Here is a 12,901-nt window from a genome sequence, read left to right on the forward strand (position 1 = left end):
CGATGCATCTGCTGCGCACCACGCCGGGCGGCTTCGTCGACGATACGCAGGGCGTCGTCCGGATCGCCCAGCAACCGGCCGACATCGTGATCCTGAGCTCGGCCGACACGACGCTGTCGCTGCTCGCGAGCGTCGTGCCGCAGCTGCCGGCCGGCTTTCCGAGCGTGCGACTCGCGAACGTCACGTTCCTGCGGCAGCCGGCGTCGGTCGATTTCTATGTCGACGACGTGCTGCGCCACGCGAAGGCGGTCGTGATCGATCATCTCGGCGGCGAAGCGTACTGGCCGTACGGGATCGAGCAGGCCGTGTCGCTCGCGTCGAAGCGCGGGCAGCAGCTCGCGATGTTCTCGGGCGACCTGCAGGAAGACCCGAACCTCGTCGCGAAGAGCACGGTCGCGCCCGACCTGTGCCGGCTGTGGTGGCGCTACCTGCGCGAAGGTGGCGTGCACAACGCTGAGGCGCTGCTGCGCAGCATCGCATTCCACACGCTCGGCTTCGGCGACGAACCCGAGCTGCCGCGCCCGCTGCCGGCCGCCGCGCTGTATCACCCGGCGCGCGACCGCGCGAGCGTCGACGACTGGCGGCCGCGCTGGACGCCCGGCGCGCCGGGCGTCGCGATCCTGTTCTATCGCGCGCACTGGCAGGCCGCGAACACGGCCGTGTTCGACGCGCTGGCCGACGCGCTCGTGCGGGAAGGGCTGAATCCGCTGCCGATCGCGGTGACGTCGCTCAAGGATGCGGTGAGCCGCGAGGTCATCACGCAGCTGTGCGACACGCACGGTGTCGCGCTCGTGCTGAACACGACCGCGTTCGCGGCCGGCGCGATCGATGCCGCCGAGCCGGAGGTGCTCGCCGGCGACGCGCCGGTGTTGCAGGTGATCCTGTCCGGCGGCAATCGCGACGCATGGGTGGCCGACAACCAGGGGCTGCATGCGCGCGACATCGCGATGCACATCGCGCTGCCCGAGGTCGACGGGCGCATCGTCACACGCGCGGTGAGCTTCAAGGGGCTTGCGTATCGCTGCCCGCACACCGAGGTCGACGTCGTACGCTACCAGCCCGACGCCGAACGAATCGCGTTCGTCGCGGCGCTGGCGCGCGGCTGGTGCCGGCTGCGCACGCTCGACAACGCGAGCAAGCGCGTCGCGCTGATACTCGCGAACTATCCGCAAAGCGAAGGGCGAATCGGCAACGGTGTCGGGCTCGACACGCCGGCGTCCGCGCTGCGCGTGCTCGCTGCGCTGCGCGACGCGGGCTACGCGGTGGCGGACCTGCCGCCCGACGGCGACGCGCTGATCGCGCGGCTCACCGAAGGCGTGACCAACGACGCGGCCGTGCATGCATTGCGCCCGGCGTTCCAGAGTTTTGCGCTGGCCGATTACGTCGCGCATTTCGCGCGGCTGCCGGCGGCCGTGCGTGACGCGCTGAACGCGCGCTGGGGACCGCCCGAAGCCGACCCGACGCTGCGTCAAGGGCGTTTCACGATCGCCGGCTGGCGTGCGGGCAACGTGTTCGTCGGCATCCAGCCGTCGCGCTCGCGCGGCGAGAACGACTACGCGAGCTACCACGACGCGGATCTGGTGCCGCCGCACGCGTATCTCGCGTTCTATTTCTGGCTGCGCGATGCGTATCGCATCGACGCGGTCATCCACCTCGGCAAGCACGGCAACCTCGAATGGCTGCCGGGCAAGAGCGTCGCGCTGTCCGACGCGTGCTGGCCCGACCTGACGCTCGGGCCGCTGCCGCACCTGTATCCGTTCATCGTCAACGACCCGGGCGAGGGCAGCCAGGCGAAGCGGCGCGCGCAGGCCGTGATCATCGATCACCTGATGCCGCCGCTCACGCGCGCGGAAAACTACGGCCCGCTGCAGGATCTCGAACGGCAGGTCGACGAATACTACGAGGCGCTGATGGTCGACGCGCGGCGCGCGAAGTTGCTGCGCAAGACGATCCTCGCGACGATCGCCGAGCACCGGCTGCACGACGAGCTGAGCGTATCGCCGCCGCGCGACACTGGCGACGAGGATGCGCTGCTGACGCGCGTCGACGCCTGGCTGTGCGAGTTGAAGGAAGCGCAGATTCGCGACGGGCTGCACGTGTTCGGCGTATCGCCGGCCGATCGACAACGGCGCGACACGCTGCTCGCGCTCGCGCGTTTTCCGATCGGCGACGGCAAGGGCGTGCGTGCGGGGCTGATCGGCGCGCTTGCGCGCGATCTCGCGCTCGGCGACGACTTCGATCCGCTGTCGGCCGACTGGGCCGCGCCGTGGGCTGGCCCGCGGCCGGCGATCCTGCAGGCGCTCGACGCGTCGCCGTGGCGCCATGCGGGCGATACGCGCGAGCGGCTCGAACGGCTCGCGCAGCAGTGGCTGGACGGGCTGTGCGCAGCCGCCGGCGGCAACGCCAGCACCGACGCGACACCGCCCGGCGCATGGCCGCACACGCTCGCCGTGATCGAGCGCGTGCGCTCGACGCTGATCCCCGCGCTCGACGCATGCGGCGGCGAGGAAATGCGCCAGCTGCTGCGCGGGCTCGACGGCCGCTTCGTGCCGCCGGGGCCGAGCGGCTCGCCGTCGCGCGGCCGCCCCGACGTGCTGCCGACCGGCCGCAACTTCTACTCGGTCGACACGCGCGCGGTGCCGACGCAGGCCGCCTGGTCGCTCGGCCTGAAATCCGCGCAGCAACTGATCGAGCGCCATCTGCAGGATCACGGCGACTATCCACGCGCGATCGGCCTGTCCGTGTGGGGCACGGCGACGATGCGCACGGGCGGCGACGACATCGCGCAGGCGTTTGCGCTGCTCGGCGTGCGGCCGAAATGGGCGCACGGCAGCCATCGCGTGACCGACTTCGAGATCCTGCCGATCGAAATCTTCGACCGGCCGCGCATCGACGTGACGCTGCGCGTATCGGGTTTCTTCCGCGATGCGTTCCCGAACCTGATGCATCTGTTCGACGCAGCGGTGCAGGCCGTCGCCGCGCTCGACGAGCCGGAGGAGCTGAATCCGATCCGCGCGCGCATCGAGCGCGAACGCTCGAAATGGATTGAGCAAGGCGTGTCGCCCGACGAAGCGCGGCGCCGCGCCGGCTGGCGCGTGTTCGGCGCGCGGCCGGGCAGCTACGGTGCGGGCCTGCAGGACCTGATCGACCAGCGCCGCTGGCAGACCGACGCCGATCTCGCCGACGCCTACCGCCAGTGGGGCGGCCATGCGTATGCGCAGAACAGTGCGGGCGATGCCGCGCCCGACGTGTTCGGCGAGCGGCTGGCGACAATCGACGTTGTCGTGCAGAACCAGGACAGCCGCGAGCACGACATCCTCGATTCGAACGACTACTACCAGTTCCAGGGCGGGATGACGGCGGCCGTGCGGCACCTGTCCGGGCAGCAGCCGAGCATCTACCACGGCGACCATGCGAACCCGGTCGCGCCGAAGATGCGCACGCTGCGCGAGGAAATCGCGCGCGTGATCCGCTCGCGCGTCGTCAACCCGAAGTGGCTCGACGGCGTGAAGCGCCACGGCTACAAGGGCGCGGCCGAGCTGGCCGCGACCGTCGACTACCTGTACGGCTATGACGCGACCGCGCGCGTGCTGTCCGACCACCAGTACGTGCTCGTCGCCGACGCGTACCTGTTCGACGACGACACGCGCGGGTTCCTCGAACGGCACAATCCGAAGGCGCTGCACGGCATCTGCGAACGCTTCGTCGAGGCGATGCAGCGCGGCCTGTGGCAGCAGCCGGGCGACTATCGCGAGCGGATCGAAGCGGTCTGGCTCGAAAGCGAACAACTCCAGGAAGGGGGACGGCGATGACCGATCCGACACTGCACCGCGCCCGCGCGGTCTTTCCGTTTGCGGCGCTCGTCGCGCAGGATGCATTGCAGCAGGCGCTGCTGCTCGCCGCGATCGACCCGTCGCTCGGCGGCGTGCTGGTGAGCGGGCCGCGCGGCACCGCGAAATCGACCGCCGCGCGCGGCCTCGCGGAGCTGCTGCCCGAAGGGCAGTTCGTTACGCTGCCGCTGTCGGCGAGCGACGAACAGGTCACCGGCACGCTCGATCTCGCGCATGCGCTGGCCGAAAACGGCGTGCGCTTCCGGCCGGGCCTGCTCGCGCGTGCGCATCTCGGCGTGCTGTATGTCGATGAAGTGAACCTGCTCGCCGACGGGCTCGTCGATACGCTGCTCGACGTCGCCGCGAGCGGCGTGAACCTCGTCGAGCGCGATGGCGTGTCGCACGCGCATGACGCGCGCTTCGTGCTGATCGGCACGATGAATCCCGAAGAAGGCGAACTGCGCCCGCAGTTGCTCGACCGTTTCGGGCTGATGGTCGAGCTGGAGAACTGTTTCGATGCCGCGCAGCGCGAGCGGATCGTGAAGGCGCGGCTGGCATTCGATCTCGATCCGGACGCGTTCCGCGCACGCCATGCACCCGCGCAGCGCGAACTCGGCGACCGGATTCACGCGGCGCGTGCGCGGCTGGCGATGCTCGATTTCGGCGATGCAGTGCATGCGCATGTCAGCGCGCTGTGCATCGACGCGGCCGTCGACGGGCTGCGCGCCGATCTCGTGATGCTACGCGCCGCGCGCGCACTCGCCGCGCTGGAGGAGGCCGATGCGGTGACGGTATCGCACGTGGCGCGCGTGGCCGAAGCCGTGCTGCGGCACCGCCGCCATGCCGGTGCGCCGCCGTCGTCCGGCGCGTCGCAGCCGGACCGCGCACGCGACGATCGTTCGCCGCCGGAGGCGCGCCAGCAGCCGGAAGATCAACCGGGCACAACCGGGAACGACACCGCCGTCGCGCAGGGCGACTGGGGCTACCTGCGGCCCGAGCCGGCCGGGCTGCGCGACGTGAAAAGCGTGGTGCCGCTGCCGCTAAAAAAACACTGAGCCATCGAGCTGGCGCCGCCGCGAACACCGTTCGCGGTCCTCGATGGCAGCAAGGCGCAGCCGCGCGCGTGCCGGGTACGGCGCGCGCCGGCACAGTCGTCGCATGGCCGGCGACGTTCGCCGCGAAGCGCGGCGATCCGTTGCATCACGGCCATCTGCGCTTCCGGAAGCGAACCGGCGCACCGGATGCGCTGCATTGCTTCGTGCTCGACTGTTCCGCGTCGATGCTGTCGCGCGACCGGCTCGCGCTGGCGAAGGGGCTGATCGTCGCGTATTTCGATCGCGCCGCGCGCGACCGCGTCGAAACCGCGCTGATCTGCTTCGGCGGCAACGGCGCCGCGCGGCGCTTCGGTCCGGCCGTGCCGCGCTGGTGGAACGCACGCTGGCTCGAACCGGTCGACGGCGGCGGCGGCACGCCGCTCGCGGACGGCATCGCGGCCGCCGCGCACCTGCTCGCGCACGATGCGCGGCGCGAGCCCGACAAGCAGCGCTGGCTGTGGGTGCTGTCCGACGGGCGCACGCGCGAGACGCCGGCGAAACCCGCGGCGGCCGATCACGTCGTGTTCGTCGACTTCGACGATGCGGCCGTGCGGATCGGGCAGGGCGCGCGGCTCGCGGCTGCATGGGGCGCGCAGTGGGTGACCGCCGATGCGCTTTGCACGGACCCGATCGGCTGATTGCCGGCCGGCGGTGCGCTATGATCGCCGCTTCTGCTGCTACCCACTGGAAACAACCGCCATGCAAGTACTGGTCGATGCCGACGCGTGTCCCGCCGTCATCAAGGACATGCTGTTTCGCGCCGCGCGTCGTGCCGAAATCTGCGTGACGCTGGTCGCGAACCAGTTTCTGCGCACGCCGCCGTCGCCGTTCATCAAGGCGGTGCAGGTGCCGGCCGGCTTCGACGTGGCCGATGCGCGCATCGTCGAGATGGCCGAGGCCGGCGACCTCGTGATCACCGCCGACATCCCGCTGGCCGCCGCCGTGCTCGACAAGGGCGCGCATGCGCTCGACCCGCGCGGCAACTGGTTCAGCCGCGAGAACATCGAGGAGCGTCTGTCGACGCGCGCGATGATGGACCAGTTGCGCAGCGCAGGCATCGACACGGGCGGGCCGGCGCCGTTCAGCGCGCGCGACGGCAAGACGTTTGCATCGCAACTCGACCGGTTCCTGGCACGCCACGGCAAGCCTTGACGCTGCGTGTCGGCGGCCAGGCGCCGTCGATCGTCCGGCAAGCGGAAACATTCGCACGTGCCACGCGACAATGCGCCGGATCCGCATCGGATCGCGTACGTCACCGCGGTCGGGATGCAGTTTTACGCCGACGCTGATATCGTGACGCGAACCACTACACAGGAGCGCACACGTGTCACCGACCCAACTTCTCGTTCCCACATTTACCCAGATGCTGCGCGCGCAGTCCGCGTGGCTCGACAAGGCTGTCGCGCACCGGCAGGCCGCGGGCGGCGAGCTCGACGCGGTGATGACGCTGAAGCTGGCGGCCGACATGTATCCGCTCGCCGCACAGGTGCGCTTCTCGTGCTTCCAGTCGATGGAGCCGGTCTACCGGCTGCGCGGCGAGCCGCTGCCGGCGGCACTGCTGGCATTGCGCGAAGCCGGATGGAACGCGGATGCGCAGCCTGGCTCGCTGAGCGACGCGCAGGGCATCCTCGCCGGCACGCTCGCGTTTCTCGGCGAACTCGCGCCGGATGCGCTCGACGGCGGCGCCGCACTGCCGATCGCGCTCGAACTGCCGAACGGGATTGCGTTCGACATGACGGGCGAGCAGTACGCGCGCGACTGGGCGCTGCCGCAGTTCTACTTCCACGCGATCGCCGCATACGCGATCCTGCGCCATCACGGCGTCGAGCTCGGCAAAGCCGATTACGTGCCGCACATGCTCGCGTACGTGCGGCCGGGCACGATTCCTCAGGGGTAAGCGGGCCAGCGGGCGGAGAAGCGACATGACGCGGGCGCTGTTCATCTGCAGCCGCAACCGGCTGCGCAGCCCGACGGCCGAAGCGGTGTTCGCCGCGTGGCCGGGCGTCGAAACCGACTCCGCGGGCCTCGCGCCCGATGCGGACACGCGCCTGTCCGCCGACCAGCTCGACTGGGCCGACATCGTCTTCGTGATGGAGCGTGCGCACCGAGCCAGGCTGTCGGCGTTATTCGGCGCTCACCTGAAGCACAAGCAGATCGTCTGCCTCGACATCCCCGACCGGTACGCGTTCATGCAGCCGGAACTCGTCACGCTGCTCGAACGCAAGGCCGGCCCGTTCCTGCGCGCGTGAGCGGCGCGGACGACATCGGCGTCAGCGCCGCGGGCCGTTCAGGATCGCCGAAAAACAGTCGAGGCGCAGCAGTTCGATGATCTTGCGCGTCGGCACGCTCGCGCGCAGCGTTTCAAGCCGGTCGACGGTGAACCACTTGCAGCGGGCGATCTCGTTGCTCGCGTGCGGGGTCAGGTGCGCCGGCACCTCGGCCACAAACACGTGATGCAGCTTCGTCAGCCCGCCGAATTGAACCGCGTAGTCGAGCACGAGCCCCTCCAGCCGCGTTTCCTCGGCAAGCTCCCGCTGCGCGGCCTCGAGCGGCGTCTCGCCGCGCCGGATCGTACCGCCCGGCAGCGACCAGCGCGACGCGGTGCGGGCGACCAGCAGCACGCTGCTGCGCTGGCGGCACACGATCGTGGCGCGTTCCTTGATGACGGCGAGGGTATCCGGCCCGGTACTCATGTTCGGCAAAACAGGTGCTGAATCGTGGAGAAAATGCGCGTCGGCGGTTCGTGATCCGGCAGCGGGCCGCGACGGCATGCAGGCAGCCGCGCCGATCTTACCGGCCGTTCGTGACAGTTCCGTGCACGGCGTCGCGCGACCGACGCCGCGTCACGCGTGCGTGTAGATCCCGTTACGCGTCGGCTTCGCGTGGCGCGGATGGTGGCTCTTGTGAACGGCGCGCCGGTGATGGGGCGCCGGCGCGTGCCGGCTTGCAGGCGCCGCGCCGGGCATCTGCGTCTGTCCTTCGCCGAATTGGAAAGTCTGGGTCTGCGCGTGTGCGACGCCCAGCGTCGACGCCAGCACGAAGGCCGTCAGCAGCAACCGTTTCATGAATATTCCGCCTTATTTTTTCGAGATGAACGAATTTCGTCAGCTTAACGAAGGGCGGGGCGGCACCGCAACCGGCCCGGGTTCGGTGTCGTCCCCACTTGCGCGCGGCGGCGTTCTCCATGCGGCAGCCGGGTGCATCCGGGCTTGACAATATAATTCCCGAGTGTGAATATAAATTCACACACAAGAATTATTCGACAAATCCGGAAGGGTGCGCCGCAGGCGCCGAACCGCCGGAACCGGCAGTCCGATCAACCGGAAGCAGGAGCGAGACGCATGGCGGAACACGAGCAGCAGGGCGCGCTGGCAGGATTGCGCATCATCGATCTGTCGCGGGTGCTGGGCGGCCCGTACGCGACGCAGATCCTCGCCGACCATGGCGCGGAAGTGATCAAGGTCGAACCGCCGTCGGGCGACGAGACGCGCACGTGGGGCCCGCCGTTCGACGGCGACACCGCGTCGTATTTCCTCGGCGTGAACCGCAACAAGCTCGGCATCGCGCTCGACCTGACGAAACCGGACGATCGCGAGCGGCTGCTCGGCCTGCTCGAACACGCGGACGCGGTCGTCGAGAACTTCAAGATCGGCACGATGGAGCGCTGGGGGCTCGGTTTCGACGCGCTGCATGCGCGGTTTCCGCGCCTCGTTTATTGCCGCGTGTCGGGCTTCGGAGCGGACGGCCCGCTCGGCGGGCTGCCCGGCTACGACGCGGCCGTGCAGGCGCTCGCGGGGCTGATGAGCGTGAACGGCGAAGCAGGTGGCGCGCCGCTGCGCGTCGGTGTGCCGATCGTCGACCTCGTCACGGGGCTGAACGCGGCGCTCGGCGTGCTGATGGCGCTGCGCGAACGCGACGCGAGCGGCCGCGGCCAGTTCGTCGAATCGACGCTGTTCGACTGCGCGCTGTCGATCCTGCATCCGCATACGCCGAACTTCTTCCATTCGGGCAACGCGCCCGTGCGCACCGGCAACGCGCACCCGAACATCACGCCGTACGACAGCTTTCCGACGGCCACCGTCGACATCTTCCTGGCGGTCGGCAACAACGGGCAGTTCGCGGCGCTGTGCGACGTGCTCGGCACGCGCGACTGGCCCGGCGATCCGCGGTTCGCGGACAACCGCGCGCGCAGCGCGAACCGTGCCGCGCTGCGCGCGCTGCTCGAAACGGCGCTGGCCGGACACGACGGCGCGGCGCTTGCCGAGCAGCTGATGCGCCGCGGCGTGCCGTGCGCGCCCGTGCTCGGGCTCGATGCGGCGCTCGACCATCCGCACGTCGCGCATCGGGAAATGAAGGTCGAGCTGGGCCGGCATCGTGGCATCGCGTCGCCGATCAAGCTCGGCCGCACGCCGGCCACATACCGGCGGCCGCCGCCCGCGCTGAACGAACACGCGGCGCAGGTGTTTGCCGACGACGAGCACGGCGCGCCCCGCCGGGACTGACCGGCAACGCGACATCCCGGCATCGCGGCCACCCGACGCGCGAGCCGGACGCCCCCATTCGGATATCACGCCGGCCCGCGCACCGAGGCGCGCACCGGCTGCAGAGGAGACGCATCATGCTCGCATGGATCGGCGCGATCGCCATCGTCGCGCTGTTCGGCCTGATCATCACGAAGCGGCTGTCGCCGCTGGTCGCGCTGATCGTCGTGCCGGTGGCCGCGTCGCTCGCGGCCGGGTTCGGGCTCACGACCGGCAAGTTCATCGTGCACGGCGTACAGAACATCGGCCCGATCGCCGGGATGTTTGTTTTTGCGATTCTATTTTTCGGAATCCTCACCGATGCAGGGATGCTCGACCCGATCATCGCGGGCGTGCTGCGCGTGATCGGCTGCCATCCGCCGCGCATCGTGATGGGCTCGGCGCTGCTTGCGCTGCTGATCCATCTCGACGGCTCGGGCGCCGTCACGTTTCTCGTCACGCTGCCCGCGATGATGCCGCTCTATACGCGGCTCGGAATGGATCGCCGCATCCTCGCATGCGTCGCGTCGATGGCGGCCGGCGTCAACTTCCTGCCGTGGGTCGGGCCGATGCTGCGCGCATCGGCGGCGCTGCACATTCCGGGCTCGGCGATCTTCATGCCGATGATCCCGGTGCAGATCGTCGGGCTCGTATTCGTGTTCGGCACCGCGTACGTGCTTGGCGCGCGCGAGGCGAAACGGCTCGGGCTCGATCGTGCCGGCGCGGCGTCGCTCGTGGTCGCGCCGCGCGAGCTGACCGATGCCGAACGCGCGTTGCGCCGGCCGGACCGCTTCCGGATCAACCTCGCGCTGACGCTCGTCGTACTCGTCACGCTGGTCTCGGGCATCGTCGACCCGATGGTGATGTTCATGCTCGGCACGGTCGCCGCGCTGGTGATCAACTACCCGGACGTGCAGGCCCAGCGCGAGCGGATCGACGCGCATGCGAAGGCCGCGCTGATGATGGCCAGCGTGCTGCTCGCGGCCGGCGCGTTCACCGGCATCATGTCCGGCACCGGGATGCTGAAGGCGATGGCGGAAGTCGTCGTCGCGCACGTGCCGGTCGAGCATGCGCGCCACATGCCGTTCGTGCTCGGGCTGCTGTCGATGCCGCTCAGCCTGCTGTTCGATCCCGATTCGTTCTACTTCGGCGTGCTGCCGGTGCTCGCGGAGAGCGGCAAGCTGCTCGGCGTGCCGCCGATCCAGATGGCGCAGGCCGCGCTGCTCGGCCAGATGACGACGGGTTTCCCGGTGAGCCCGCTCACGCCCGCGACCTTCCTGATCGTCGGCCTGACCGGCGTCGAACTGGCCGAGCACCAGAAATTCACGATTCCGTTCCTGTTCGCCGCCACCGTGCTGATGGTCTTCGCCGCGGTCGCGACGGGCGTGTTTCCGCTATGAGCGGCGCATCCGTTCATCTTTTCCGGGAGAGCAGTCCATGCAGTTCGACCTGACCGACGACCAGCGCGCGATCGAAAGCGCGATCGAGAAAATCTGCGCGCGCTTCGGCGACGACTACTGGCTCGAACGCGATCGCGCGGGCGGGTTTCCGGCCGATTTCCACGCGGCGCTCGCCGAGGCCGGCTGGCTCGGCATCGCGATGGACCCGGCCCACGGCGGCGCGGGGCTCGGGATGACCGAGGCCGCGCTGATGATGCGCACGATCAGTGCATCGGGCGCCGGCCTGTCCGGCGCGTCGGCCGTCCACATGAACATCTTCGGGCTGAACCCGGTGCAGGTGTTCGGCAACGACGCGCAGAAGGCGCGCTTCCTGCCGCCGCTGATCGCGGGGCGCGACAAGGCGTGCTTCGCGGTGACGGAACCCGACGCGGGCCTCGACACCACGCACCTGACCACGCAGGCGCGCCGCGACGGCGACCACTATGTGCTGAGCGGGCGCAAGATCTGGATCTCGACCGCGCAGGTCGCGAACAAGATGCTGATCATCGCGCGCACGACGCCGCTCGACCAGGTCGCGAAACCGACCGACGGGTTGAGCCTGTTCTATACCGACCTCGACCGCTCGCGCGTCGAGGTGCGCGAGATCGAGAAGATGGGCCGCAAGGCCGTCGATTCGAACATGCTGTTCATCGACAACCTGCGCGTATCGCGCGACGACCTGATCGGCAACGAAGGCGACGGCTTCCGGTACCTGCTGCACGGGCTGAATCCCGAACGGATCCTGATCGCCGCCGAGGCGATCGGCCTCGGGCAGGCCGCGCTGCGCCGCGCGACGCAGTATGCGTGCGAGCGCGTCGTGTTCGGCCGGCCGATCGGGCAGAACCAGTCGATCCAGCATCCGCTCGCGCTGGCGTGGATGCAGCTCGAGGCCGCGTGGCTGATGGTGATGAAGGCCGCGACGCGCTACGACGCGGGGCAGCCGTGCGGCGCGGAGGCGAATGCGGCGAAATACCTCGGCGCGGAAGCCGCGTTCCACGCGTGCCAGACGGCGATCGCGACGCACGGCGGGATGGGCTACGCGAAGGAATACCATGTCGAGCGCTACCTGCGCGAGTGTATGATTCCGAGGCTCGCGCCCGTGAGCCCGCAACTGATCCTGTGCTACATCGCGGAGAAGGTGCTCGGGCTGCCGAAGTCGTACTGACGCGCGGCAGCCCGCCGGCGCGCGGTTTCCCGTTTCGAATCAAGCGCTCGTCATGGACGTCAAACTCGTTGCCCGCACGCTCGACCTGTTCGAGCTGTTCGCCGCCGAACGGCGGCCGCTGCCGCTCACCGAACTCGCGCGCCTGCTCAATGTGCCGGCGTCGAGCTGCCTCGCGATGGCGCGCACGCTTGTGAGCCGCGGTTACCTGTACGAAGTGCGCAAGCGCGGCGGCTACTACCCGACGCGCCGACTGCAGACGATCGCCGCCGCGATCGACGCGACCGATCCCGTCGTCGACATCGTCCATCCGCATCTCGTCGCGCTGCGCGACGCGAGCCGCGAGACGGCCGTGCTCGGCAAGATCCAGGGCCTGTCGGTTACGTACCTCGACGTCGTCGAATCGGAGCAGGCGATCCGCTATACGCGCCAGCCGGGCGAACTGCGCCCGCTGCACGCGAACTCGATCGGCAAGGCGATCTTCGCGGAATTCGCCGGCGATGCGCAGCAAGCGCTCGGCGCGCAGCTGCCGTTCGAACGCTTCACCGACGCGACGGTGGCCGACCTGCCGGCGCTCGTCGCGCAAACCGCGCGGTTTCGCGAACTCGGCTGGGCCGAGAACTTCGGCGAGAGCGCGCCCGAATTGTCGGCGATCGCGGTCGCGCTGACGCTCGACGGCGACTGGTACGGGCTGTCGGTCGTCGGGCCGACCGAGCGGATCCGCCAGCATCGCGACACGCATGCGGCGCTGCTCGTCGACGCGAAGGCGCGGCTGCTGGCCGAGCACGCACGCGGGTAGGGCAGTACGCCGTCACCGGCGGCGGGCCGCTCGCCGGCGCGCGATCCCGCCGCGCCG

12 protein-coding genes are annotated in these 12,901 nt (G+C 69.7%); 10 read left to right on the top strand and 2 right to left on the bottom strand.

Annotation, left to right across the window (positions count from 1 at the left end):
* Positions 1–2 precede the first annotated feature (2 nt).
* The 6 genes from cobN to H3H55_RS08905 all read left to right on the top strand — a co-directional run bounded on the left by cobN (position 3) and on the right by H3H55_RS08905 (position 7,173).
* Positions 3–3,812, top strand: a complete 3,810-nt coding sequence (cobN, locus tag H3H55_RS08880; protein WP_193098342.1) for a cobaltochelatase subunit CobN — start codon at positions 3–5, stop codon at positions 3,810–3,812.
* The gene (locus H3H55_RS08885; RefSeq protein ID WP_193098343.1) at positions 3,809–4,885 is read left to right on the top strand and encodes an ATP-binding protein; all 1,077 of its coding nucleotides are present in this window, start codon (positions 3,809–3,811) and stop codon (positions 4,883–4,885) included. Before cobN ends, H3H55_RS08885 begins: the two co-directional genes overlap by 4 nt.
* A 68-nt stretch (positions 4,886–4,953) precedes the next feature.
* Positions 4,954–5,562: a vWA domain-containing protein gene (locus H3H55_RS08890; RefSeq protein ID WP_193098344.1), complete on the top strand. Its 609-nt coding sequence runs from the start codon at positions 4,954–4,956 to the stop codon at positions 5,560–5,562.
* A gap of 61 nt (positions 5,563–5,623) precedes the next feature.
* Entirely contained in the window at positions 5,624–6,076 is a 453-nt protein-coding gene (locus H3H55_RS08895) for a YaiI/YqxD family protein (RefSeq protein WP_193098345.1), read from the top strand.
* A 172-nt stretch (positions 6,077–6,248) separates the two neighbouring features.
* Complete coding sequence (locus H3H55_RS08900; protein ID WP_129514552.1) at positions 6,249–6,821, top strand: DUF1993 family protein; 573 nt, start codon at positions 6,249–6,251, stop codon at positions 6,819–6,821.
* A gap of 25 nt (positions 6,822–6,846) precedes the next feature.
* Positions 6,847–7,173, top strand: a complete 327-nt coding sequence (locus H3H55_RS08905) for a low molecular weight protein tyrosine phosphatase family protein (RefSeq protein ID WP_193098346.1) — start codon at positions 6,847–6,849, stop codon at positions 7,171–7,173.
* 21 nt (positions 7,174–7,194) lie between these two features.
* Here the strand turns inward: H3H55_RS08905 and H3H55_RS08910 are convergent, their stop codons facing one another.
* Both H3H55_RS08910 and H3H55_RS08915 read right to left on the bottom strand, forming a co-directional pair.
* A complete protein-coding gene (locus H3H55_RS08910) occupies positions 7,195–7,617 on the bottom strand; it encodes an NUDIX hydrolase (RefSeq protein WP_193098347.1) in 423 nt (140 codons plus the stop codon).
* Between the two features lie 150 nt (positions 7,618–7,767).
* Positions 7,768–7,989, bottom strand: coding sequence for a hypothetical protein (locus tag H3H55_RS08915; RefSeq protein WP_193098348.1), 222 nt, complete (start codon positions 7,987–7,989; stop codon positions 7,768–7,770).
* 276 nt (positions 7,990–8,265) lie between these two features.
* On the opposite strand from H3H55_RS08915, the gene H3H55_RS08920 reads away from it, so the two are divergent.
* The 4 genes from H3H55_RS08920 to H3H55_RS08935 all read left to right on the top strand — a co-directional run bounded on the left by H3H55_RS08920 (position 8,266) and on the right by H3H55_RS08935 (position 12,844).
* The gene (locus tag H3H55_RS08920) at positions 8,266–9,426 is read left to right on the top strand and encodes a CaiB/BaiF CoA transferase family protein (RefSeq protein ID WP_193098349.1); all 1,161 of its coding nucleotides are present in this window, start codon (positions 8,266–8,268) and stop codon (positions 9,424–9,426) included.
* 116 nt (positions 9,427–9,542) lie between these two features.
* Positions 9,543–10,844, top strand: coding sequence for a CitMHS family transporter (locus H3H55_RS08925; RefSeq protein WP_193098350.1), 1,302 nt, complete (start codon positions 9,543–9,545; stop codon positions 10,842–10,844).
* Between the two features lie 37 nt (positions 10,845–10,881).
* A complete protein-coding gene (locus tag H3H55_RS08930) occupies positions 10,882–12,048 on the top strand; it encodes an acyl-CoA dehydrogenase family protein (RefSeq protein WP_193098351.1) in 1,167 nt (388 codons plus the stop codon).
* Between the two features lie 52 nt (positions 12,049–12,100).
* On the top strand, positions 12,101–12,844 hold the full coding sequence (locus H3H55_RS08935; RefSeq protein WP_193098352.1) for an IclR family transcriptional regulator: 744 nt from the start codon (positions 12,101–12,103) through the stop codon (positions 12,842–12,844).
* The last annotated feature ends 57 nt before the right edge of the window (positions 12,845–12,901 follow it).

Source organism: Burkholderia sp. Z1, assembly GCF_014893795.1.
Classification (GTDB): Bacteria; Pseudomonadota; Gammaproteobacteria; order Burkholderiales; family Burkholderiaceae; genus Burkholderia; species Burkholderia theae.

Excerpts from the sequence above, each read along its gene's own strand:
- cobN (WP_193098342.1), top strand. The coding sequence starts at position 3 with ATGCATCTGCTGCGCACCACGCCGGGCGGCTTCGTCGACGATACGCAG.
- H3H55_RS08885 (WP_193098343.1), top strand. The coding sequence starts at position 3,809 with ATGACCGATCCGACACTGCACCGCGCCCGCGCGGTCTTTCCGTTTGCG.
- H3H55_RS08895 (WP_193098345.1), top strand. The coding sequence starts at position 5,624 with ATGCAAGTACTGGTCGATGCCGACGCGTGTCCCGCCGTCATCAAGGAC.
- H3H55_RS08905 (WP_193098346.1), top strand. The coding sequence starts at position 6,847 with ATGACGCGGGCGCTGTTCATCTGCAGCCGCAACCGGCTGCGCAGCCCG.
- H3H55_RS08910 (WP_193098347.1), bottom strand. The coding sequence starts at position 7,617 with ATGAGTACCGGGCCGGATACCCTCGCCGTCATCAAGGAACGCGCCACG.
- H3H55_RS08915 (WP_193098348.1), bottom strand. The coding sequence starts at position 7,989 with ATGAAACGGTTGCTGCTGACGGCCTTCGTGCTGGCGTCGACGCTGGGC.
- H3H55_RS08920 (WP_193098349.1), top strand. The coding sequence starts at position 8,266 with ATGGCGGAACACGAGCAGCAGGGCGCGCTGGCAGGATTGCGCATCATC.
- H3H55_RS08925 (WP_193098350.1), top strand. The coding sequence starts at position 9,543 with ATGCTCGCATGGATCGGCGCGATCGCCATCGTCGCGCTGTTCGGCCTG.
- H3H55_RS08930 (WP_193098351.1), top strand. The coding sequence starts at position 10,882 with ATGCAGTTCGACCTGACCGACGACCAGCGCGCGATCGAAAGCGCGATC.
- H3H55_RS08935 (WP_193098352.1), top strand. The coding sequence starts at position 12,101 with ATGGACGTCAAACTCGTTGCCCGCACGCTCGACCTGTTCGAGCTGTTC.